The sequence below is a fragment of the Curvibacter cyanobacteriorum genome, assembly GCF_028649475.1.
Classification (GTDB): domain Bacteria; phylum Pseudomonadota; class Gammaproteobacteria; order Burkholderiales; family Burkholderiaceae_C; genus Curvibacter; species Curvibacter cyanobacteriorum.
In genome coordinates, this window is the sequence record NZ_JAQSIP010000009.1 from 40,602 (window position 1) to 62,650 (window position 22,049).

General features: G+C 68.5%; 16 protein-coding genes and 1 riboswitch. Of the genes, 6 read left to right on the forward strand and 10 right to left on the reverse strand.

Annotated features, from left to right (window positions below):
- Position 1 precedes the first annotated feature (1 nt).
- From PSQ40_RS17105 to PSQ40_RS17115, 3 genes are all read right to left on the reverse strand, one after another.
- Positions 2–1,870 (reverse strand): phosphoenolpyruvate carboxykinase (GTP), encoded by a 1,869-nt coding sequence (locus tag PSQ40_RS17105; protein ID WP_273953103.1) that lies wholly within the window; start codon positions 1,868–1,870, stop codon positions 2–4.
- A 578-nt stretch (positions 1,871–2,448) separates the two neighbouring features.
- Positions 2,449–2,595 (reverse strand): hypothetical protein, encoded by a 147-nt coding sequence (locus tag PSQ40_RS17110; RefSeq protein ID WP_273953104.1) that lies wholly within the window; start codon positions 2,593–2,595, stop codon positions 2,449–2,451.
- A gap of 64 nt (positions 2,596–2,659) precedes the next feature.
- Positions 2,660–3,868, reverse strand: coding sequence for a threonine ammonia-lyase (locus PSQ40_RS17115; RefSeq protein WP_273953105.1), 1,209 nt, complete (start codon positions 3,866–3,868; stop codon positions 2,660–2,662).
- 144 nt (positions 3,869–4,012) lie between these two features.
- On the opposite strand from PSQ40_RS17115, the gene PSQ40_RS17120 reads away from it, so the two are divergent.
- Entirely contained in the window at positions 4,013–5,584 is a 1,572-nt protein-coding gene (locus PSQ40_RS17120) for a methyl-accepting chemotaxis protein (protein WP_273953106.1), read from the forward strand.
- A 23-nt stretch (positions 5,585–5,607) separates the two neighbouring features.
- Here PSQ40_RS17120 and PSQ40_RS17125 read toward each other — a convergent pair whose 3' ends face one another.
- Both PSQ40_RS17125 and PSQ40_RS17130 read right to left on the reverse strand, forming a co-directional pair.
- On the reverse strand, positions 5,608–7,815 hold the full coding sequence (locus PSQ40_RS17125; RefSeq protein ID WP_273953107.1) for a RecQ family ATP-dependent DNA helicase: 2,208 nt from the start codon (positions 7,813–7,815) through the stop codon (positions 5,608–5,610).
- Between the two features lie 109 nt (positions 7,816–7,924).
- Positions 7,925–9,355 (reverse strand): GGDEF domain-containing protein, encoded by a 1,431-nt coding sequence (locus PSQ40_RS17130; protein ID WP_273953108.1) that lies wholly within the window; start codon positions 9,353–9,355, stop codon positions 7,925–7,927.
- A gap of 228 nt (positions 9,356–9,583) precedes the next feature.
- On the opposite strand from PSQ40_RS17130, the gene PSQ40_RS17135 reads away from it, so the two are divergent.
- The gene (locus tag PSQ40_RS17135; protein ID WP_273953109.1) at positions 9,584–10,669 is read left to right on the forward strand and encodes a homocysteine S-methyltransferase family protein; all 1,086 of its coding nucleotides are present in this window, start codon (positions 9,584–9,586) and stop codon (positions 10,667–10,669) included.
- 43 nt (positions 10,670–10,712) lie between these two features.
- On the opposite strand, the gene PSQ40_RS17140 is transcribed toward PSQ40_RS17135, so the two are convergent.
- Positions 10,713–11,633: a LysR family transcriptional regulator gene (locus tag PSQ40_RS17140; protein ID WP_273953110.1), complete on the reverse strand. Its 921-nt coding sequence runs from the start codon at positions 11,631–11,633 to the stop codon at positions 10,713–10,715.
- Between the two features lie 200 nt (positions 11,634–11,833).
- Here PSQ40_RS17140 and PSQ40_RS17145 point away from each other — a divergent pair, with 200 nt between their 5' ends.
- Entirely contained in the window at positions 11,834–12,256 is a 423-nt protein-coding gene (locus PSQ40_RS17145) for a PACE efflux transporter (RefSeq protein WP_273953224.1), read from the forward strand.
- A 42-nt stretch (positions 12,257–12,298) separates the two neighbouring features.
- Here the strand turns inward: PSQ40_RS17145 and PSQ40_RS17150 are convergent, their stop codons facing one another.
- A complete protein-coding gene (locus PSQ40_RS17150) occupies positions 12,299–12,877 on the reverse strand; it encodes a cyclic nucleotide-binding domain-containing protein (RefSeq protein ID WP_273953111.1) in 579 nt (192 codons plus the stop codon).
- Positions 12,878–12,937: 60 nt separating this feature from the next.
- Positions 12,938–13,018, forward strand: a riboswitch (S-adenosyl-L-homocysteine riboswitch).
- Between the two features lie 26 nt (positions 13,019–13,044).
- Here PSQ40_RS17150 and metH point away from each other — a divergent pair.
- Complete coding sequence (gene metH / locus PSQ40_RS17155; protein WP_273953112.1) at positions 13,045–15,777, forward strand: methionine synthase; 2,733 nt, start codon at positions 13,045–13,047, stop codon at positions 15,775–15,777.
- A gap of 255 nt (positions 15,778–16,032) precedes the next feature.
- Positions 16,033–16,860, forward strand: a complete 828-nt coding sequence (locus PSQ40_RS17160) for a hypothetical protein (protein WP_273953113.1) — start codon at positions 16,033–16,035, stop codon at positions 16,858–16,860.
- A 167-nt stretch (positions 16,861–17,027) separates the two neighbouring features.
- On the opposite strand, the gene PSQ40_RS17165 is transcribed toward PSQ40_RS17160, so the two are convergent.
- Positions 17,028–18,164: a serine hydrolase domain-containing protein gene (locus PSQ40_RS17165; protein WP_273953114.1), complete on the reverse strand. Its 1,137-nt coding sequence runs from the start codon at positions 18,162–18,164 to the stop codon at positions 17,028–17,030.
- 202 nt (positions 18,165–18,366) lie between these two features.
- On the opposite strand from PSQ40_RS17165, the gene PSQ40_RS17170 reads away from it, so the two are divergent.
- Positions 18,367–19,950: a methyl-accepting chemotaxis protein gene (locus PSQ40_RS17170; protein ID WP_273953115.1), complete on the forward strand. Its 1,584-nt coding sequence runs from the start codon at positions 18,367–18,369 to the stop codon at positions 19,948–19,950.
- A gap of 29 nt (positions 19,951–19,979) precedes the next feature.
- Here the strand turns inward: PSQ40_RS17170 and PSQ40_RS17175 are convergent, their stop codons facing one another.
- Positions 19,980–21,179 carry an amidohydrolase family protein gene (locus PSQ40_RS17175; RefSeq protein ID WP_273953116.1) on the reverse strand — a complete coding sequence of 400 codons (1,200 nt, stop codon included), beginning with the start codon at positions 21,177–21,179 and terminating at the stop codon, positions 19,980–19,982.
- Positions 21,180–21,251: 72 nt separating this feature from the next.
- A complete protein-coding gene (locus PSQ40_RS17180; RefSeq protein WP_273953117.1) occupies positions 21,252–22,043 on the reverse strand; it encodes a TetR family transcriptional regulator in 792 nt (263 codons plus the stop codon).
- Positions 22,044–22,049: the final 6 nt, after the last annotated feature.

A 22,049-nucleotide genomic window follows, 5' to 3' on the forward strand; every position in this document is an offset into this window, starting at 1 on the left:
CTCAGGCGCCCAGGCGTTGCTCCAGGGCGGCCTTGGTGCTGACCAGCTCTTGCGGCAGGTGGTAAGCCAGTTGCTCGAAGTGGGTGCTGTGCAGCTTGAGTTCTTCGACCCAGGCGGCGCGGTCGATGCTGGTCACGGTGTTGAACTGGGCTTCGTTGAAGTCCAGGCCGGTCCAGTTGATTTCAGCGTAAGCCGGGGCCACACCGAACATGGTTTCGACGCCTTGCGCCTGGCCTTCGATGCGGTCGATCATCCACTTCAGGACGCGCATGTTTTCGCCGTAGCCGGGCCACACGAACTTGCCGTCTTCACCCTTGCGGAACCAGTTGGTGGTGAAGATCTTGGGCTGCTTGCCACCGGCGGCGGTGATCTTGCTGCCCATGTTCAGCCAGTGCTGGAAGTAGTCGCTCATGTTGTAGCCGCAGAACGGCAGCATGGCGAACGGGTCGCGGCGCACCACGCCTTGTTGGCCAAAGGCCGCAGCGGTGGTTTCAGAGCCCATGGTGGCGGCCATGTAGACGCCTTCGGTCCAGCTGCGGGCTTCGGTCACCAGGGGCACGGTGGTCGAGCGGCGGCCGCCGAAGATGAAAGCGTCGATGGTCACGCCAGCCGGGTCGTCCCAGGCGCTGTCGAGGGCCGGGTTGTTGGTGGCGGCGACGGTGAAGCGGGCGTTCGGGTGAGCCGCCTTGGCGCCGGTTTCCTTGGCGATGGCGGGCGTCCAGTCCTTGCCTTGCCAGTCGATCAGGTGCGCCGGGGTGTTGCCGCTGTCCTTTTCCATGCCTTCCCACCACACGTCGCCGTCGTCGGTCAGGGCCACGTTGGTGAAGATGACGTCCTTGTCCAGGCTGGCCATGCAGTTCGGGTTGGTCAGCGTGTTGGTGCCCGGGGCGACGCCAAAGTAGCCGGCTTCGGGGTTGATGGCGCGCAGGCTGCCGTCGGCTTGGGGCTTGATCCAGGCGATGTCGTCACCGATGGTGGTGACCTTCCAGCCGTCGAAGGCCGCCGGGGGCACCAACATCGAGAAGTTGGTCTTGCCGCAGGCGCTGGGGAAGGCCGCAGCGACGTGGTACTTCTTGCCTTGCGGGTTGGTCACGCCGAGGATCAGCATGTGTTCGGCCAGCCAGCCTTGTTCGCGGCCCATGTTGGAGGCAATGCGCAGGGCCAGGCACTTCTTGCCCAGCAGGGCGTTGCCGCCGTAGCCCGAGCCGTAGGACCAGATTTCGCGGGTTTCCGGGTAGTGGACGATGTACTTGGTGGTCGGGTTGCAAGGCCAGCTGGTCTTGTCGGTTTCGCCTTCGGCCAGCGGGGCCCCCACGGTGTGCAGGCAAGGCACGAATTCGCCTTCCACGCCCAGCACGTCGTACACGGCCTTGCCCATGCGGGTCATGAGCTTCTGGTTGACGGCCACGTAGGCGCTGTCGGTCAGCTCGACGCCGATGTGGGCGATGTTCGAGCCCAGCGGGCCCATGCTGAAGGGCACCACGTACAGGGTGCGGCCCTTCATGCAGCCGTCAAACAGGGGCTGCAGCAGGGCGCGCATTTCGGCCGGGTCTTTCCAGTTGTTGGTCGGGCCGGCGTCTTCCTTCTTGGCGGAGCAGATGAACGTGCGGTCTTCCACCCGGGCCACGTCGCTCGGGTCGGAGCAGGCCAGGAAGCTGTTGGCGCGCTTGGCGGGGTTGAGCTTCTTGAAGGTGCCGGCGTCCACCAGTTGCTGGCACAGGCGGTCGTATTCCTCGTCGCTGCCGTCGCACCAGTACACGCTGTCGGGCTTGCACAGGGCCACCATGTCGGCCACCCAGGCGATCAGCTTGGCGTGTTTGACGTAGGCAGGGGTGTTGAGGGTCAGGCCCTGCATCACGGGTGAGTTCATCGGGAGGCTCCTAAGTTGAAAAGTCGATTTTTCAAAAGGGCCTCGTGGCGTGCGGGGCAGTCGGGTCGGTGCGCTGCGCGCAGAGGGCCTGGCTGTCGGCGAGCGGCCGGGCGGCGTCGCAGAACCTTTTGAGAAAACGGCTGGGCGGCTCAGTCGGCGGGCGGTTCACGGGCGCACACGGAAATCAGGCTGTCCGGGCACCGCGGGTCGGCTGGGATGACGATTTTATGAAGGAGCCCGCAGAAAGTCTCGCGGTTACCGTCAAAGTTCATGCAAAACTTGCATGGGGTTATGCGTGAAGATAAGCCCCCCTGGGCGCCACGGCGGGGTGGCCACGCCCCGGGAGCGGTGCTGTCTTGACCCGTTTGGGCTGAAAAAACAGGCTGGTCGGGGCCCGGGGCCGCGTGCCCAGTGCCCGCTGGGAGCACCCCAGCCGCTGGCATCGCCTGATGGTCTTGGGTGGCCCGGGCCCCCACCGGACGCTGGACAACAAAAAACCGCCTCGAGGGCGGTTTCTTTGGGGGGCTACCCTCGCTGGGAGGGTGGCCAGGGACCGGTGGGCGGCACCGGCCGTGGCGTCAGGCCAGGGTCACGGCGATGAAGGCCAGCAAGAACATCAGCACGCCGCCGACGATGGGCAGCACCACGGGAATCAGCGGCACCACGGCTTCAACAGGATCGGTGCTGGCGTCGGTGGCGTGGGCAGAGTCGTGGTGGTGGGACATTGATTTTCCTCAAACGGGTGAATGCCCGGATTCTAACCAGCTCACCGCGCCGCCGTGCAGCCCCTCAGTGGTGACCTTGCAACACCGCCTCCAGACCCGCCGCCTGCAGGCGGCTCAGCAGCTCGTCGATGTGCTGCGGACCGCGGGTCTGCACCACCAGTTCGATCTCGACGTTCTGGGCCGCCAGCGTGGTGAAGGCGCGCTGGTGGTGCACCTCGTCGATGTTGGCGCCAGCCTCGGCCACCAGCGCGGTGATGCGTGCCAGCATGCCGGGCACGTCGCGCGCACTGACGCGGATGCGCGCCAGGCGGCCCGAGCGCACCAGGCCGCGTTCAATGATCGCGGCCAGCAGCAGCGGGTCGATGTTGCCGCCGCACAGCACCAGGCCCACCTTGCGGCCGCGGTAGCGCTCGGGGTGCTTGAGCACGGCCGCCAGGCCTGCGGCGCCGGCGCCTTCGACCAGGGTTTTCTCAATCTCCAGCAGCATCACGATGGCCTGCTCGATGTCGCCTTCATCGACCAGCACCAGGTCGTCCACGCGTTCGGCCAGCACCGCGCGGGTCAGCACGCCGGGCGAACCCACCGCGATGCCCTCGGCAATCGTGCTGCTGCCTTGCGGGTGCTGGGTGCCGCGCAGGGCGTTGACCATGGCCGGGAAACGCGCCGTCTGCACCCCCACCAGTTCAATCTGGGGCCGCAGCGCGCGCGCCACGGTGGCGATGCCCGCCATCAGCCCGCCGCCGCCCACGGCCACCACCAGCGCGTCCAGGTCGGGCACCGCGCTCAGCATCTCCAGCCCCACCGTGCCTTGGCCGGCCATGACGGCTTCGTCGTCATAGGGGTGGACAAAGGTCAGTTGCTGCGCCTCGGCCAGCGCATAAGCGTGTTGGCGCGCGTCCTCCAGGGTGTCGCCGTGCAACACCACCTCGGCGCCAAAGCCGCGCGTGCGCTCGACCTTGACCCCCGGCGTGAAGCGCGGCATCACGATGACCGCGCGCAGCCCCAGGCGCTGGGCGTGGTAGGCCACCCCCTGGGCGTGGTTGCCGGCGCTCATCGCGATCACGCCGCGCGCGCGCTGCTCATCGCTGAGCTGGGCCAGTTTGTTGCAGGCGCCGCGCTCTTTGAACGAGGCGGTGAACTGCAGGTTCTCAAACTTCAGGTAGATCTGGGCCCCGGTCAGTTGCGACAGGGTGCGCGACTCGACAAAGGGGGTGTTGAGCACATGGGCGGACAGGCGCTCGGCGGCTTGCTGGACGTCTTGGAGTGAGAGCATGGCGCCTATTTTGGGGCCTGCCGTGCGCTTTGTGCCGCCCAGGTGACAGTTCGACCATCGATTGATGGCCGTCAAGCCCTGGGGCGCTGCCCTGGTTTTCAATCGGGGGTGAATGCCAATCGGATCGGGTCACCGACGTCTCCCATGAAAATCAATCTGCCGGTCACGCAGCGCGAAGTGCTGCTTCCCGAAGGGGTGGTGCTGGTTTCCACCACCGATGTGCAGGGGCGCATCACCCACTGCAACCGCGCCTTCGTCGACATCAGCGGCTACGCCTACGACGAACTGCTGGGCCAACCGCACCACCTGGTGCGCCACCCCGACATGCCTGCCGACGCCTTTGCCGACCTGTGGTCGACCATCGGCCGAGGCCGCGCCTGGTCGGGCCTGGTCAAGAACCGCTGCAAGAACGGCGACCATTACTGGGTGCAGGCCAATGTCTCACCGGTCATGGAGCATGGCAAGCCGGTGGGCTACATGTCGGTGCGCCTGCGCCCGACGCGCGAGCAGGTGGCCGCCGCCGAGACCCTGTACGCGCGCCTGGCTGAAGAAAAGCGCTCGGGCCGGCGCTCGTTCCGCCTGCACGCCGGCGGGGTGCGTGGCGTCGGGTGGCGCGACCTGCCCAAGCGCCGCTTCCGTTTGACCTTGGCGCAGCGCGTGGGCTTGGCCGCGGCGGCTTCGCAGCTGTTGGCGTGGGGCGTGGGGGCCTCGGGCCTGGCGGCGGCCGTGGGGCTGCCGCCTTGGGCGCTTCAGCTGGGGGCCGGTGCTGTGTGCTGGGGGGGCTTTCAGCTCTGGTTCTGGCAGGGCACGGCCCAGCCCTTGCAAGAGGCGGCCGACGTGGCAGGCAGCCTGGCCAGCTGTAACCTGGACGGCGTGCTGGACTACGACCCGACCCACCCGATCGGTCAGATCAAGCGCCAGCTGTGGCTGGTCAACCTCAACATGCGCGCCATCGTCACCGATGTGCGTGCCGAGGTCGAGGACATGGTGGCCGAGGCGCGCGGCATCCGCGACGGCACGCTGGACCTGTCGGCGCGCAGCGAGCAACAGGCCCAGGCCGTCACCGAGACCGTGGCCTCGGTGACCGAGATGACAGCCTCGCTGCAGCAGACCTGCGACACCACCACGCAACTGGCCCAGCTCAGCGACCGCGCGCGCGACAACGCCGACCAGGGCCGTCAGGCCACCGACGCGGTGTCGCAGTCCATGGGGCAGATCCACCAGTCCTCGCGCCGCATCGCCGACATCGTCGAGCTGATGGAGGCCCTGGCGTTCCAGACCAACCTGCTGGCCTTGAATGCAGCGGTCGAGGCGGCCCATGCGGGCGATCAGGGGCGGGGCTTTGCGGTGGTGGCCACCGAGGTGCGGGCACTGGCCCAACGCAGCCGCGACGCGGCCCAGCAGATCCACCAGCTGATCGACCGCTCGGCGCGGGACGTCAGCCAAGGCGCCGAGCGCGTGGACGAGGCCAACCGCACCATCCAGGGCGTGGTGTCCGCGGTGCAGCGTGTCAGCGGCCTGTTGCAGGACATCCAGACCTCGGCCCAGGAGCAGTTGCTGGGCGTGACGCAGGTCGATCAGGCGATGCAGGTGATTGACGACGTGACCCAGCGCAACGCCGGCTTGGCGCAGGCCTCGGCGCTGGCCACGCAAACCCTGGAGCGCCGCGCCGACACGCTGCAGCGCGCGGTGCGCATCTTCCGCGTCAGGGCCTGAGTCGGGGCGGTGCGCGCAGCGCCTCAGGCGCTGGTGCAGACGCGCAGCACCTCGGCCCCGTAGGCTTCGAGCTTGCGCGCGCCCAGCCCGCTGATGCCTTGCAGCTCGTCCAGTGAACTGGGGTGGCGCTCGGCGATGGCCGCCAGCGTGGCGTCGTGAAAGATCACATAGGCCGGCAGGTTGTGCTCGCGCGCCACCTCGGTGCGCCAGGCCTTGAGGGACTCGAAGCGGCGCAGTGCGCCGCCTTCGAGGGCGATGGTGGGCTTGGCGGCCGCGCCGCCTGGGCCGCTGGCGCTGCGCTTGCTGCGGCTGGCTGGCGCCTGGGCGGTGGCCTGGCGCAGGCGGATCGGCACCTCGCCGCGCAGCACCGCGCGCGAGGCCTCGGTCAGCTGCAGGGTGTTGAAAGCCTGTGCGTCCACGGCCAGCGCGCCGATCGCGATCAACTGGCGCAGCACGCCGCGCAGTTGCTGCTCGGAGAACTCGGCCCCGATGCCGAAGGTGCTGATCTGCTGGTGTCCGTACTGGCTGATCTTGTCGCTGGTCTTGCCGCGCAGGATGTCCATGATGTGGCCAGCGCCAAAGCTGATGCCGCTGGCCTGCTGCACACGGTAGATGGTGGACAGCAGCTTGCGCGCCGCGTCGGTGCCATCCCAGACCGCCGGTGGCGTCAGGCAGTTATCGCAGTTTCCGCAATACACCCCCACGGTCGTGCACTGCGTGTCACTCCCTGCCCCCCGAGGGGGCCCCGGCCGCCTTGGGAGCGGCCCGGCGGTGGCCGGATGGGACACCCCCGCGGTCGCGCAATGCGTGTCGCCCTCTGCTCCCTGAGGGGGCTCCGGCCGCCTTGGGAGCGGCCCGGCGGTGGCCGGGTGGGACACCCCCGCGGTCGCGCTCTGCGCGTCGCTCTCTGCCCCCCGATGGGGCCGCAGCCCGCTTGGCAGCGGCCCGGCGCCGGCTGCATTCCCAAGCGCCTTCAGTTCGCCGGCCTGTTCGTGGTCGGTCGCGTTGGCCATGGTTTGGCCAAAGTAGCTCAAGAGCCGGGCGCGGCGGCAGTCGATCGCCTCGGCCAGGCCCAGCAGGGCGTCGAGCTTGCCGACCATGACCTGCTTGAACTCCTCGCTGGCCGGGCTCTCGTCGATCATGCGGCGCTGGTTCACCACGTCCTGCAGGCCATAGGCCATCCAGGCGTTGGCGGGGCCGCCGTCGCGGCCCGCGCGGCCGGTTTCCTGGTAATAGCCCTCGATGTTCTTGGGCATGTCCACATGGGCCACAAAGCGCACGTCGGGCTTGTCGATGCCCATGCCAAACGCGATGGTTGCGCACATGATGATGCCGTCCTCGCGCAGGAAGCGGTCCTGGTGCTGTTGGCGCACCGCCGCGTCCAGCCCGGCGTGGTAGGGCAGGGCGTTGAAGCCGTTCTCGCACAGGGTCTGGGCCAGTTCTTCGACGCGCTTGCGCGACTGGCAATACACCACGCCCGCGTCGTGGCCCTGCGGCGTGCTGTGCTCGCGTTCGATGAAGCGCAGCAGTTGCTGGGTGACTTCCTTTTTCTCGACGATGGTGTAGCGGATGTTGGGGCGGTCAAAGCTGCTGACGAACTGGCCCGCGTCCTGCAGCTGCAGGCGCTCGACGATGTCGGCCCGCGTGGTGGCGTCGGCGGTGGCCGTCAGCGCCATGCGTGGCACGCCCGGGTAGCGCTCGTGCAGCACCGTCAGCGCCCGGTACTCGGGCCGGAAGTCGTGTCCCCACTGGCTCACGCAGTGGGCCTCGTCGATGGCGAACAGGCTCAGCATGCCGCGCTCGTGCAGCGAGTCGAGCTGCGACAGAAAGCGGGGCGTGGTGATGCGTTCGGGCGCTGCGTAGAGCAGCGTGATCTCGCCGCGCAGCAGGCGGCGCTCGACGTCGCTGGCTTCTTCGTAGGACAGGGTCGAGTTGAGGAAAGCGGCCTCCACACCCGACTCGTGCAGCGCCCCGACCTGGTCGTGCATCAGGGCGATCAGGGGCGAGACGACCACGGTGATGCCCAGCCCCGCGCGTTGGCGCACGATGGCGGGCACCTGGTAGCACAGCGATTTGCCACCGCCGGTGGGCATCAGCACCAGGGCGTCGCCCCCGGCCACCACGTGGTCGATGATGGCCTGCTGGGGGCCGCGGAACTGCTCGTAGCCGAACACCTCGCGCAGCACGGTGTGGGCATCAGACGGAGCGAGGGACGCGGCGGTGGAGGGCAAACTGAACTCTTGGCGGGGTGGCGGAACACAGCGGGCCGCCGCAGCGGGCGGCGTCCCGAAACAGGCGCGGCGCCCAAGGCGCCGCGAGGTCGTACGGGCGTGGATTATCTCAGGCTGCCGTCAGTGTGCTCTCCAGCACTTCGATGCCCTGGGGGTGGGCCAGGCCGACGCGGTTGCGACCTTGATGCTTGGCGCGGTAGAGCGCTCCGTCGGCGCGCTCCATGAAAGCGTGGGCGCTGGGGTCGCGGCGCGGGTCGAACTCGGCCACGCCGAAGCTCAGGGTCAGCAACTTGCCGTTGGGCGAGGTGGCGTCGGGCAGGCCGCGGTCGTGCAGCGCCTGCTGGATGCGTTGCACCAGGTCCAGGCCACCCGCGAGCCGGGTGTTGGGCAGCACCAGGGTGAACTCCTCGCCACCGTAGCGGGCCACCATGTCGGTGGCGCGTTGGATCACCCCGCCCAGCACCTGGCCGACCTCGCGCAGGCAGTCGTCGCCAATCAGGTGGCCGTAGAAGTCATTGAAGGCCTTGAAGTGGTCGATGTCGCACATCACCAGGGCCAGCGGTTCGCTCAGGCGCAGCGAGCGTGCCACCTCGCGTTCGAGGATGACGTCCAGCGCCCGCCGGTTCAGCAGGCCGGTCAGGCCGTCGCGCCAGGCCAGTTGGCGCAGTTCCTCGTTGTCGGCCAGCAGGGCGCGCTCTTTGTCCTTGCTGGCGGTGATGTCGGTCAGGCGCAGCACGCAGCCGTCGAGCAGCGGGTCGATGTGCACGCTGAACCACTGAGCCTGGCCACCCTGCAGGTGCTGCAGTTCGCGCCGGCAGGGCTGGCGGGTCTGCACCACCTCGTGGCAGTCGTCCTCCAGGCCCAGCTGGTCCCACAGCGGCACGGCCTCGTGCACCAGGTGGCCGCGCAGGTCGGACAGGGTGCAACCGCCCAGGCGGGCAAAGGCCCGGTTGGCCACCGTGATCAGCCAGTGGTGGCGCTCGCCCTGGTCATGGCGCACGCCGCGCAGGCTGCGCAGGGTCAGGATGGCGTCGCTGGCGCTGTCCAGCACGGTCTCGAGCAGGCGGGTGCGTGACTCCAGGGGGTCGTTGAAGACCAGGATCCAGATCCGCCCGTCGTCGGCCTGCACCGGCATGACCAGGCGTTCCCAGGTCAGCACCCAGGGGTTGGTGTGGCTGGCGTGCAGCACATAGACCGGCTGACGTCGGGCCGCCACCTGGTCGAACTGGTCACGTTGGAAAGCCGCCAACGTCGGGTCTTGCTGGCTCAGGCGCTGGCCGGTGGTGTCGCCGCGCGCGTCGTGGCGGAACTGCTCGCCGCAGAAACGGCCCAGGTAGTCGCCGTCGGGCAGGGCTTCATAGGCCGTCATGCGGGCCGCGAACGGGGCCAGCGCGCCCTCCAGGGACAGCGAGGCCAGGCTGGGCAGGCGCTGCGGCTGGGCACTTTGCTGTCGAAGCCACAGGCGATGCAACGCCAGGACATCGGGGTTGTCCACCGCCGTGTCGATCGAGCTCCAGACTTGCTTGTGCCAGATGGCCATGCGTTTCCTTGATGCGAAGGCCGGACGACCGCGGTCGCCGGGGTGCCTGCGGAGTTGGGCAGGCTTGTTCGATCAAATCTGCACCAAATAACCATCCAGTCTAGCAAAGAAGCCTTATTTGTAACAGAGGGCTTTGCAGGGGGATTGGGCGCCCGCACCACGCCACCAGGCGCCGTCCCCAAAGCCCTCTTGAGCCGACTGTTGGCCGGGGTTTTCTACAATCAGGGGATGAAACCCGTTGTTTACACGCGCGCCCAGGCGCTGCCCGAAATCCTGTCCCGCCGCATCGCCATCCTCGATGGCGCCATGGGCACCATGATCCAGCGCTTCAAGCTCAGCGAAGAGCAGTACCGTGGCGCTGGGTACACCGGGGCCGGTCACCAGGGTGACCGCTTCACCGGGTTTCACAAAGACATCAAGGGCAACAACGAACTGCTCAGCCTGACCCGCCCGGACGTCATCACCAGCATCCACGAGAGCTACCTGGCCGCGGGGGCCGACCTGATCGAGACCAACACCTTCGGGGCCACCACCATCGCCCAGGCCGACTACGACATGGCCCCGCTGGCGCGTGAGATGAACCTGGTGTCGGCCCGCCTGGCGCGCGCCGCCTGCGACAAATACAGCACCCCCGACAAGCCGCGCTACGTGGCCGGTGCCCTGGGCCCGACGCCCAAGACCGCCAGCATCAGCCCCGATGTGAACGACCCCGGGGCCCGCAATGTCACCTTCGAAGAGCTGCGTGCCGCCTACTACGAGCAAACCGAGGCCCTGGTCGAGGGCGGCGCCGACGTGCTGCTGGTCGAGACCATCTTCGACACCCTGAACGCCAAGGCCGCGCTGTTTGCCATCGACGAGTTCTTCGAGGCCAGCGGCGAGCGCCTGCCCCTGATCATCAGCGGCACCGTGACCGACGCCTCGGGCCGCATCCTGTCGGGCCAGACCGTGACCGCCTTCTGGCACAGCGTGCGCCATGCGCAGCCGCTGGCGATTGGCCTGAACTGCGCCTTGGGCGCCACCCTGATGCGCCCCTACATCCAGGAGCTGAACCGGGTCGCGCCCGACACGTTCATCAGCTGCTACCCCAACGCCGGCCTGCCCAACCCCATGAGCGACACCGGCTTTGACGAGACGCCCGACGTCACCAGCCGCCTGGTGCACGAGTTCGCGGCCGAAGGCCTGGTCAACATCGTGGGCGGCTGCTGCGGCACCACGCCCGACCACATCGGTGCCATCGCCCAGGCGGTGCAGACCGTGCCCTCGCGCGTGCTGCCGGTGGCTGGCCGCTTTGGCGCCTACCGCGAAGCGGCCTGAAGGCCCCGGGGGCCGCATTTCGGGTGTCGCCCCCCCGGGTGCATCAAGGCCCTCCCCGGCGCCCGTCCTGCGCCTGAATCAGCTCAATGAAGCGCCGCGCGCCCAGGCCCAGCGGGCGCTCTTTGGACCAGACCACATCGACCCACAGCGTGAGGCCGTTGGTGAGGTTCTCAAACGGCAACTCAACCAGGGTGCCCGCCGCCAGTGGCGAGCGCACAAAGGACTGCGGCAGCCAGCCCCAGCCCAGGCCCGCCTCGATCAGGCGCAGGGCCGCGACCTGGTTGTCGGTGCGCCAGCAATGGCGGCCAAAGACAAAGCGCGGGTCGCTCTGGGCCAGGTCGCGGCTGGCCACCACGATCTGGCGCAGCTCGGTCAGCAGGTTTTCACGGAAGGCATCGGGGCCGGCCGCGCTGCCGCCGCGTTGCGCCAGCGCGGGGTGGCCGGGGGCCAGCACGGCCACCAGGGTTTCGCTGCCCACCTCCTGAAAACCTTCCCGACCGTCCAGGCTGGGCCGCTCGAACACCAGCGCCAGCTGGGCGCGGCCGCTGTGCAGCAGCTTGAGCGCGTCCGCCTGCGGCGCGGCCAGCACCTCCACCTGCAGCAGCGGGTGCTCGGTGGCCAGGGTGGCCAGCGGGCCGCTCCATTGGGCGGCCAGCAGTTCGGGCGCGATCGCCAGGGTCAGGCGTTCCTCCAGCCCTTGGTTCAGCGCCAAGGCCTGCGTGTTGAGCTGGCGCAGCTGGGCCGCCAGCTGGCGCGCTTGCGGTTCCAGCGCGCGGGCGGCGGCGGTGGGGCGGGGTTCGCGGCTGCTGCGGTCGAACAGGCTCAGGTCGAGTTCGGCTTCGAGCTGGGCGATGGCCATGCTCACCGCCGAGGGCACCCGGCCCAGCGCCCGTGCCGCGGCCGAGAAGGAGCCCCGGTCCAGCACGCTGAGAAAAACGTCGATGTTGTCTGAACTGAAGGCCATGGCGCAGGGGTTTGTCTATCAATAAAATTGAAAGTAACTGACTTTTAGTATCAGACAAAGGCACATAAAGTGCCAGCATGTCCTCCTCACCCCATGTGCCCCCTGTGACCTCGGTTTCCCCAGCCTCGGCGCCCGTGCCGGGGGCCGCACCGGCCCCGCCCGAGCGACCGGGCCGCGCCCAGCGCCCGCTGTGGTTTGCCTTGCAGGGCTGGCGCCGCCGTGTGGTGTTTGTGTCCTGCTACGAAGGGCTGGCCATTGTGTGTTCCAGCATCGGTCTGGCCCAGATGTCGGGCGACGGCCTGGGGCACGCGGGCGTGATGGGGCTGGCCTCGTCGGCGATTGCGGTGTTGTGGAACCTGATCTTCAACACCTTGTTCGAGCGTTGGGAGGCGCGTCAGGTGGTGCGGGGGCGCAGTTTCAGGCGCCGTGCCGCGCATGCGCTGGGTTTTGAGGGCGGGCTGCTGCTGACCTTTGTGCCTTTGTTTGCCTGGTGGTTCGAGGTCAGTCTGTGGCAGTCGCTGGTGATGGACGTGGGCCTGCTGGTGTTTTTCCTGCTCTACACCCTGGTTTTCAACTGGGTGTTTGACCGGCTGTTCGGCCTGCCGGCCGGGGCCGCGCCCTGAAACGGGGCACCCGGGCGATGCCGGCCGGCCCGGGCCCGAGGATCACGAGGGGATCAGGCGGTCCATTTCCTGTTGCATGGTCTGGATCAGCGCGGCGTAGCTCTTGAGCTTGTCGGTGCGTTCGCGCACCCGGTTGCTCATGTGCACGCCAATCGCCAGCAGCAACTTGACGCCCAGCGTGGGGTCTTCTTCCAGCAACTCCCCCAGCGCCTGGCGCGTCAGTTTGGCGGCCAGCACGTCGGTGCAGGTGGTGCAGGTGGCCGAGCGCGCCGCGCCATCCAGCAGCCCCAGTTCCCCCACCAGCGAACCGGCGCCAATCACCGCGGTGGTGATCGGGGTGCGGCGGCTGACGATGAAGTTCTCCACCATCACGTCGCCCTCGAGGATGAGCAGCATGTAGTCGGTGTCCTCGGTCTGGCCTTCGCGCATGAAGCACTGGCCGGCCAGCAGGCGGTAGGGTTCCATGAAGCTCACCACTCGCCGCGCGTCGTCTGCAGACAACTGGATCAGGGCCGACGGGGCGTGCAGCATCTGGGCCGCCAGTTCGGCCGCGGGCGAGTCCTGCACAGACAGGCGCCGGCGCTTCTGGGGGTTGAGTCGGTTCAGCAGGGATTCGAACATGGTGGGGGCGTTGGAACAGGGGGCATTCTGGGGCCATGCGTGTCGCAGTAAAATCCATGGTATCTCAAGGAGCGTTGCAGCAGGCCCGCGAAGGCTTGTCAGGCTTGAGGCTTTTCGCGATTTCAACGACGCTCACCTGAACCCAGCCGTCCCACCAGGTGAGTCTCATGCCCGAAAAGTCCCCCGTTTCTGTCCCGCCCATGCTGTTGTCGGGCCTGGAGCCCGTTCGCATTGGCGAGGGCACCCTGTTCGTCAACATCGGCGAGCGCACCAACGTCACCGGCTCCAAGGCCTTCGCGCGCATGATCTTGAACGGCCAGTTCGAAGAGGCGCTGGCGGTGGCGCGCCAACAGGTCGAGAACGGCGCGCAGGTGATCGACATCAACATGGACGAGGCCATGCTCGACAGCCAGGCCGCCATGGTGCGCTTCCTGAACCTGATCGCCTCCGAGCCCGACATCGCGCGCGTGCCGATCATGATCGACTCCTCTAAGTGGAGCGTGATCGAGGCCGGGCTGCGCTGCATCCAGGGCAAGGGCATCGTCAACTCGATCAGCATGAAGGAAGGCGAGGCTGCCTTCTTGCAGCAGGCCAAGCTGCTGCGCCGCTACGGCGCCGCCGCCGTGGTCATGGCCTTCGATGAAAAAGGCCAGGCCGACACCTTTGCGCGCAAGATCGAGATCTGCGAGCGCGCTTACCGCCTGCTGGTCGACCAGGTCGACTTCCCGCCCGAAGACATCATCTTCGACCCCAACATCTTTGCGATTGCCACCGGCATCGAAGAGCACAACAACTACGCGGTTGACTTCATCGAGGCCACGCGCTGGATCAAGCAAAACCTGCCGGGCGCCAAGGTCTCGGGCGGCGTGTCCAACGTCTCTTTCAGCTTCCGCGGCAATGACCCGGTGCGCGAGGCCATCCACACCGTGTTCCTGTACCACGCGATCGCCGCCGGCATGGACATGGGCATCGTCAACGCGGGCATGGTGGGCGTTTACGACGACCTGGAGCCGGTGCTGCGCGAGCGCGTCGAAGACGTGGTGCTGAACCGCCGCCCCGACGCGGGCGAGCGCCTGGTCGAGATCGCCGAGACCGCCAAGAGTGGCGCCAAGGACGAGAGCAAGAAGCTCGAATGGCGCGCCGGCACGGTCGAGCAGCGCCTCTCGCACGCGCTGGTGCACGGCATCACCGAGTTCATCACCGAAGACACCGAAGAAGCCTACCGCGCCATCCTGGCCAAGGGCGGGCGCCCGCTGCACGTCATCGAAGGCCCCTTGATGGACGGCATGAACGTGGTCGGTGACCTGTTCGGCCAGGGCAAGATGTTCCTGCCCCAGGTGGTCAAGAGCGCGCGCGTGATGAAGTCCGCCGTGGCCCACCTGATCCCCTACATCGAGGAAGAAAAGCGCCAGGACGAGGCCGCCGGCCGCGACGTGCGCAGCAAGGGCAAGATCATCATCGCCACCGTCAAGGGCGATGTGCACGACATCGGCAAGAACATCGTCACCGTGGTCTTGCAGTGCAACAACTTCGAGGTCGTGAACATGGGCGTGATGGTGCCCTGCCACGAGATCCTGGCGCGCGCCAAGGTCGAGGGCGCCGACATCGTGGGCCTGTCGGGCCTGATCACGCCGAGCTTGGAGGAGATGCAGTACGTGGCTGCCGAGATGCAGAAGGACGAGCACTTCCGCGTCAAGAAGATCCCGCTGCTGATCGGCGGCGCCACCACCAGCCGCGTGCACACCGCGGTCAAGATCGCGCCGCACTACGAAGGCCCGGTGGTCTACGTGCCCGACGCCTCGCGCAGCGTGAGCGTGGCGCAAAGCCTGCTGTCCGACAACGCCCAAGGCTATGTCGACGAGATCAACGCCGACTACGACAAGGTGCGTCAGCAGCACGCCAACAAAAAGCAGACCCCGCTGTGGCCGCTGGCCAAGATCCGCGCCAACAAGACGCCGCTGGACTGGGCCGCCTACACCCCGCCGGTGCCCAAGTTCATCGGCCGGCGCGTGTTCAAGAACTTCGACCTGGCCGAGCTGGCCAAGTACATCGACTGGGGCCCGTTCTTCCAGACCTGGGACCTGGCCGGCCCCTACCCGGCCATCCTCGACGACGAGATCGTGGGCGTCGAGGCGCGCAAGGTGTTTGAAGACGGCCAGCGCATGCTGCAAAAAATCATCGACGGCCGCTGGCTCAACGCCAGCGCCGTGATGGGCATCTACCCGGCGCAGCGCGTGGGCGATGACGACATCGCGCTCTACACCGACGAGGGCCGCAGCCAGGTCGCACTGACCTGGTACGGCCTGCGCCAGCAGACCGAAAAACAGGCGGTGGACGGCGTGATGCGCCCCAGCCGCTGCCTGGCCGACTTCGTGGCCCCCCAGGACAGCGGCCGCGCCGACTACGTGGGCGTGTTCGCCGTCACCGCCGGCCTGGGCGTGGAAAAGCGCGAGCAGGCCTTCATGGACCAGCACGACGACTACTCGGCCATCATGCTCAAGGCCCTCGCCGACCGCCTGGCCGAAGCCTTTGCCGAGTGCCTGCACCACCGCGTGCGCACCGACCTCTGGGGCTATGCCGCCGACGAGCGCTTGAGCAACGAGCAGATGATTGCCGAGCAGTACCGGGGCATCCGCCCCGCGCCGGGCTACCCGGCCTGCCCGGACCACAGCGTCAAGCGCGAGCTGTTCGCGCTGCTGCAGTGCGACGAAATCGGCATGGGCCTGACGACCAGCCTGGCCATGACGCCGGCGGCCAGCGTCAGCGGTTTCTACCTGAGCCACCCCGACAGCACCTATTTCAACGTCGGCAAGATCGCCGAAGACCAGTTGCAGGACATGGCCCAGCGCCGTGGCCTGCCCGAGGACGAACTGCGCCGCCTGCTGGCACCGCAGCTCTGAGCCTGTGGCTTGGCCCTGGCGCCGCCTGCCGGGCCCCTGGGGGGCCACGGCGGTGTGCCCTGGCGCCGTGGTGGGTGGCCCGGCAGGGGCGGGGTGGGCGGGTCGTGTCAGGTGCCAGCCCCGCTGGCTTCAGGGTTTTTGACTGGTTTTGACGCGCGCTTCATGGTTTGTCAGCAAGCTGTGACCCAGACGTCTTAAATTGCCGCCTGACGCTGAGCGCGCCCGTCCTCGGGGCGCCTTGAAGGAGGGTTTGCCATGGCTGTCTCTGTTCATTCCCCATCCCTGCCACCCGTTGGTGGTGGGGCTGCCGGTCCCCGCCTGTGGACCTCGGTCATGCCTTGGTTGGCGGTGCTGGGGCTCACCCTGGCGGCCACCGTGATCCACATCCAAACCCGGCCGGCCGAGCCTGTGCCCCCCGCGGGGACGCTGCGTTCACCGACCCCGGCAGCGCCCCCGCCGGCGGCCGACAGCGCCCCCCCCATGGTCACCGCGCCGCGCACACCGGCCTCGCTGGCACCGCCCGCGGCCACGCGCCCGGGCCAGGCCGAGCCAGCCCGCAGCGGGCCCGCCTTGCCACCGCCACCGACCCTGTTGCGTCCCCCGGCGCTGCCCCCGCAGGGCGAGCCGCCGCGTGCGCTGCAGGGGGTCTACGGCACGGCCCCGGCCTGCCCGAACTGCGGTTGGGTGGAGTCGGTGCAGGCGGTTCAAGCCGGGGGGCTGCCCCCGGGCGCGGTGCTGGCGGCCGGCGCGGCGGTGGGCGCCCAAGCCGGGGCCGGGGTGGCCCATGGCACCTCGGCAGGGCGGCCCAACGTGCCCGCCGCGGCCGCCGGGGCCGTGGTCGGGGCGTCGGCGCTGGCGGGCACCGCGTCAGGCCCAGCGTCGGCAGGTTTTGAGATCCGCATCCGGATGGAGGACGGCAGCCAGCGCCAGCTGCTGCAGCCGGAGCCCTTGCCGCTGGGGGCGGCCGTGGTGTTGGAGGGGGGTGTGGCGCGGCTGAGCAGCGCCCGGCCCACCGCCGGGACCAGCGTGGGCACGGGCAGTGCCAACCCGGCCGCCACCGGCAAGACCTACGGCACCCGCTGAATCGCCGAACTGCAGAACTGCAGAACTGCCGAACTGCCGAACTGCCGAACTGTGGATGGCACGCGCGGCGGCCTCGACCGCGGCCCCGGTCGTGGGTTCTGCGGACCGCAGTCAGAGCACGGCGGTCGGACAACGGCCTTCAGAGCGCGGCCAACTGAGCATGGCCGTCAGAGCGCGGCGTAGACCAGGGCTGGCCACAACTCGATCAGCGAGCGCAGCTGGCCCGGGGCCTGGGTCAGTAGCACGGCGAACAGGTCTTCGGTCGGATCGACAAAGAACACCGTGCCGCCCAAGCCGCTCCAGCCATATTGCCCCGCCGAACCCGGGCGGGCCGCGAGGCCGGTTTCGCGGCGCACGGCCACCCCCAGGCCAAAGCCGTGGCCGGGTGCCAGGATGTCGCCCGCCACCGGGCGCGTGCCCAGGTGGTCGGCAGTCATGAAGCGCAGGGTGGCGGGGCTCAGCAGGCGCTGCACTTCGCCGCTGACCGGGTCGCGGCGGCTGCCGCCCCCCAGCATCATCTGCAGAAAGCGCGCGTAGTCGCTGGCGCTGGACACCAGGCCCCCGCCGCCGGACTCGAACACCGGGGGCTGGCTGACGTCGATCAGCTGCACCGGCTCACCGGTCACCGGGTCGCGTTCAAAGGGCTCGGCCAGGCGGTGCAACTGCCCACTGGGGACGCTGAAGCCGGTTTCGTCCATGCCCAGCGGGCCCAGTACCAGGGCCTTCAAGGCCTGGCCCAGCGGCTGGCCGGTGACGACCTCCAGCACCGCTCCCAGCACATCGGTGGCACGGCTGTACTCCCAGGTGCTGCCGGGTTGGTGCTGCAGCGGCAGCGGCCCCAGGGCGGCGGCCAACTCGGCGTTGCGGTGCTTGCGCGAACCGATCCGCGCGGCCAGGTAGGCCTCCGCGACCGGACCGGGCTCCCAGGCGTAGCTCAGCCCGGCGGTGTGGCGCAGCAGGTCGTGCAGGGTGGCCTCGCGTTGCACCGGCACCAGGCCTTGCGGGGTCCAGACCTGCTGGTGGGCAAAGCCGGGCAGGTAGCGGGACACCGGGTCGGCCAGCTGCAAACGCCCTTGCTCCATCAGTTGCAGGGCGGCCAGCGACACGATGGGCTTGGTCATCGAGTAGATGCGGAACAGGGTGTCGCGCGCCATCGGCGGGCCCTGGGGGCGCTGGGCGCCCAAGGCGTCAAACAGCACCGTTTCGCCCCGCTGCTGGATCAGGGCCACCGCCCCGGGCAGCTGGCCCTGGTCGATGAGGTGTTGCAGGTGGCTGCGCAGCTGGTTCAGGGCGGGGGCGTGCATGGTGGGCTCCAAGGGCCCCTCGGCGGGGGCGCTGAGCCATTCTAGGAAGTGCAGGACCCTGGCCCGGGTCGCGCGGGTGATAGGGCTCAGGGCGTTGTAGACCCTTGGGTCTGGAGGGGATTTACCGCCCCTTCGCGCTCAGCTTGTCTGATAACTTCTCCGCACACGGCTTTGCGCCCCAAGAATATTCAGGAGGTCCCCCATGTTCGCGCTCAACCAACTCCGCATCGGTACCCGATTGCGGCTTTCGTATGTCCTGTTGCTGGTGTTGCTGACGGCGGTGGGTTGGGTGGGCAGCCTGTCGCTGCGCGCCGTGAACCGGGCCACCGACGAGTTGTTGCACCAGGCCTGGGTCAAGGCCGAGGCCGCGCAGACCATCACGGCCACCACGCGGGCCAACGCGCGGCGCACCATGGAGCTGTTCTTTGTCACCGATGCGGCCGAGCGCACCCGCATCCGCGGCTTCATTGACCAGAACAAGAAGACCATCGCCGAGGCCATCGAGCAGCTGGACCGCCTGGTCGAGCGCCCCGACGCCAAGGCCTTGTTGGCGCGCCTCAAAGAGGCTCGCACCGGCTTCGTGACCTCGTTCTCGCAGGTCGACCAGCTGCTCGAAGCCGGGCAGCGCGAAGCGGCCGAGCAAAAGCTCAAGTCCGAAACCCTGCCGGCCATCGACGCCTTGCAGGGCCATGTGGACGCCCTGATGGTGTTGCAACGCAACGTGGCCCACGAAAGCGGTCAACACATCGAGGACCTGAACCGCCAGGCCAACACCTGGTTGCTGCTGCTTGGCGGGCTGAGCCTGGTGATCGGGGGGCTGGCCTCGTGGTTGATCACGCGCTCCATCCTGCAGCCGGTGCAGCAGGCGGTGCAAGTCAGCCAGCAAATCGCCGAAGGCGACCTGTGTGTGGCCATTGAGGCCGAGGGGCGGGACGAAGCCGCTCACATGCTCCAGGCCATGGCCCGCATGCAGGCGGCATTGCGCGACCTGGTGCTGAGCGTGCGTGGCGGGGTGGATCAGGTGTCGTCAGCGGCCTCGCAGATCGCCACCGCCAACCAGGACCTCAGTGGCCGCACCGAGTCGCAGGCCTCGGCCTTGCAGGAGACCGCCGCCTCGATGGAGCAGCTGGGTGCCAATGTGCGCCAGAACGCCGACCATGCCCAGCAGGCCAGCCAGCTGGCCAACACCGCGGCCCAAGTCGCCAGCCAGGGCGGCGAGGTGGTGGCCGAGGTGGTGCACACCATGCAGGGCATCAACGAGAGCTCGCGCCGCATCGCGGACATCATTGGCGTCATCGACGGCATCGCTTTCCAGACCAACATCCTGGCGCTCAACGCCGCGGTCGAAGCGGCGCGCGCCGGTGAGCAAGGGCGCGGTTTTGCCGTGGTGGCGGGCGAGGTGCGGCTGCTGGCTGCGCGCAGTGCCGAGGCCGCGCGTGAAATCAAGAGCCTGATCACGGCCAGCGTCGAGCGCGTCGAAGCCGGCACCCAGCAGGCCGACCGCGCCGGCGGCACGATGAACGAGGTGGTGGGTTCGATCCGCCGTGTCAGTGGCATCGTCAGTGAGATCAGTGGCGCCACCCGCGAGCAGAGCGCGGGCGTGTCGCAGGTCGGTGAGGCGGTCACGCAGATGGACCAGGCCACCCAGCAGAACGCCGCGCTGGTCGAAGAAACCGCCGCCGCGGCCGCCGCCCTGCACGCGCAGGCCCAGCAGCTGGTGACGGCGGTGGCGCGCTTCCGCATCGACGGCGGCCCCCGCGTTCAGGCCGCCGCTCTGTTGGCCTGAGTCGGCGCGGCGGGCGAGTCCGGCAGGCCTCAGTGCCCGCCGCTGATCACCACCGGGATCTCGGTCGCCGGGGGGGTGTTGCGGCTGCGGCCGCAGCGCACCAGGCCGTCGATCATCACCATGCCAATGCCCGGGATGTCGCCCAGCTCGACGCTTTCCAGCAGGGTCTTGCCGGCGGTGTGCTGGGCCCGGTCCATGAACACAAAGTCAGCCGCCCGGCCGACCTCGATCAGGCCGCAGTTCAGTTGGCGGATGCGGGCGGTGTTGCCGGTGGCAAAGCAGAACACCAGCTCGGCCGGGATGTTGGCGAAGCTCGAAATCAGCGCGATCATGCGCAGCATGCCCAGCGGCTGCACCCCCGAGCCCGCGGGCCCGTCGGTGCCCAGGATCACCCGGTGCGGGCACTTCAGTTCCATCGCCGCGCGGGCCGCTTCGATGGCGATTTTCTCGTTGCCGTTGTGCACCAGCTCGATGGCGCGCGAGGACTTCTCGCACAGCTCGCAGACATGCTTCCAGGGCAGCGAGGTGTGGCCACCGTTGATGTGGCCGATCACGTCGGCATCGGCTTCCAGCACCACGTCCTTGTCGATCAGGCCCGAGCCCGGGATCGAGGGGCCGCCGGTGTGGATGGTGCTCTGGATGCCATGCTGGCGGGCCCAGGCCACCATCTGCTTGGCCTCCTCACCCGCCTTGACCGAGCCCAGGCCGACTTCGCCCAGCAGGGTCACGCCCGCGTCGGCCAGGTCCTTGAAGTCCTGTTCGGTCATGCCTTTCTCGATCACCGGGGCGCCCGCGATCACTTTCACCCCCCCGGGGCGGAAGTTGTCAAACGCCCGTTGCGCGGTGATCGCCAGCGCCTTCAGGCCCACGATGTCCTTGGGGCGCCCGGGCAGGTGCACCTCGCCGGCCGACACCATGGTGGTGACGCCGCCATTCATGGTCGAGTCGATCCAACCGATCTGGTTCTGACGCGGCGTCCAGTCGCCAAACACCGGGTGTACATGGCTGTCGATCAGGCCGGGCGCCACGCAGGTCTGGCGCGCATCGATGACGGTCTGGGCGCCTTCGGTGTCGCAGTCCTTGTAGCGGCCCACGGCCGTGATCAGGCCGTCGTGGACGACCAGGGTGTCGGCGTCGAGGATCGGGTGATCGAGGTCACCGGACAGCAAAAGGCCGATGTTCTGGATGACGACTTTGCCGGACTTGGCGCCGGCGACGGGATCTGCCATGGGGTGCTCCTGTGGGGGTGAGGTCGGATGACCCGCGCCCGGTTCAGGGCGCTGGGCCGGAGAACAAAGGGCTCAGTCGCCCGGCGCCGAGGCCCGTGCCACGGCCCGGGTGCGTGCGGGGGCTGGCGGGCTGCCGGGGGCGCTGCCGAGGCTGGGCGCGCGGGCCTGGGTCAGCGCAGGCGCCGGTGCCACGGCGCGCAGCACGGTGTCGATGACGAACTCCTCCCAATGGGCCAGGGCTTCGGGCGCTTCGAGGTTCTCACCGAGGAAGGCGGACAGCGTGTGCCGGTTCGACATGTAGAAGTAGCCGTTGGCGGCAATCAGCAGGTACAGGTCGCGGGCCGACATGTCGGGCCGGAACAGGCCTTGGGCCTGGCCGCTGGCCAGCAGCTGGCGGATCACCTCGATGGCGGGGGACGAGTACTCACGGGCCCGCACCGACTTCACGATGTGCTTGCCCTTGTGCAGGTTCTCGGTGTTGAGCAGGGTGACGAACTCGGGGTTGCGCCGGTAGTAGCCGACCACAAAGCGGATCACCGCCTGCAGCGCCTCGACGGGCTTGTCCGGGTTCAGGTCGAGCTTCAACTCGGCCTCGTTCATGCGGCGGTAGATCTCCTCGATGACCTCGATGTAGAGGCCCTCCTTGCTACCGAAGTAGTAGTAGATCATGCGGTCGAAGGACTTCGCCGCCTTGGAGATCTTCTCCACGCTGCCGCCGTCGTAGCCATAGCGTGCAAAGACCTTGATCGCCGCCTTCAGGATGTTGTCGCGGGTGGTTTGGGCCGCTTGCTCGCGCACGCCCAGGCGGCGTGCCGCTGGGACTGACTTCGCTGCGGTCCGGGTCTTTCTGGGGGTGGCAGACATGGTGGA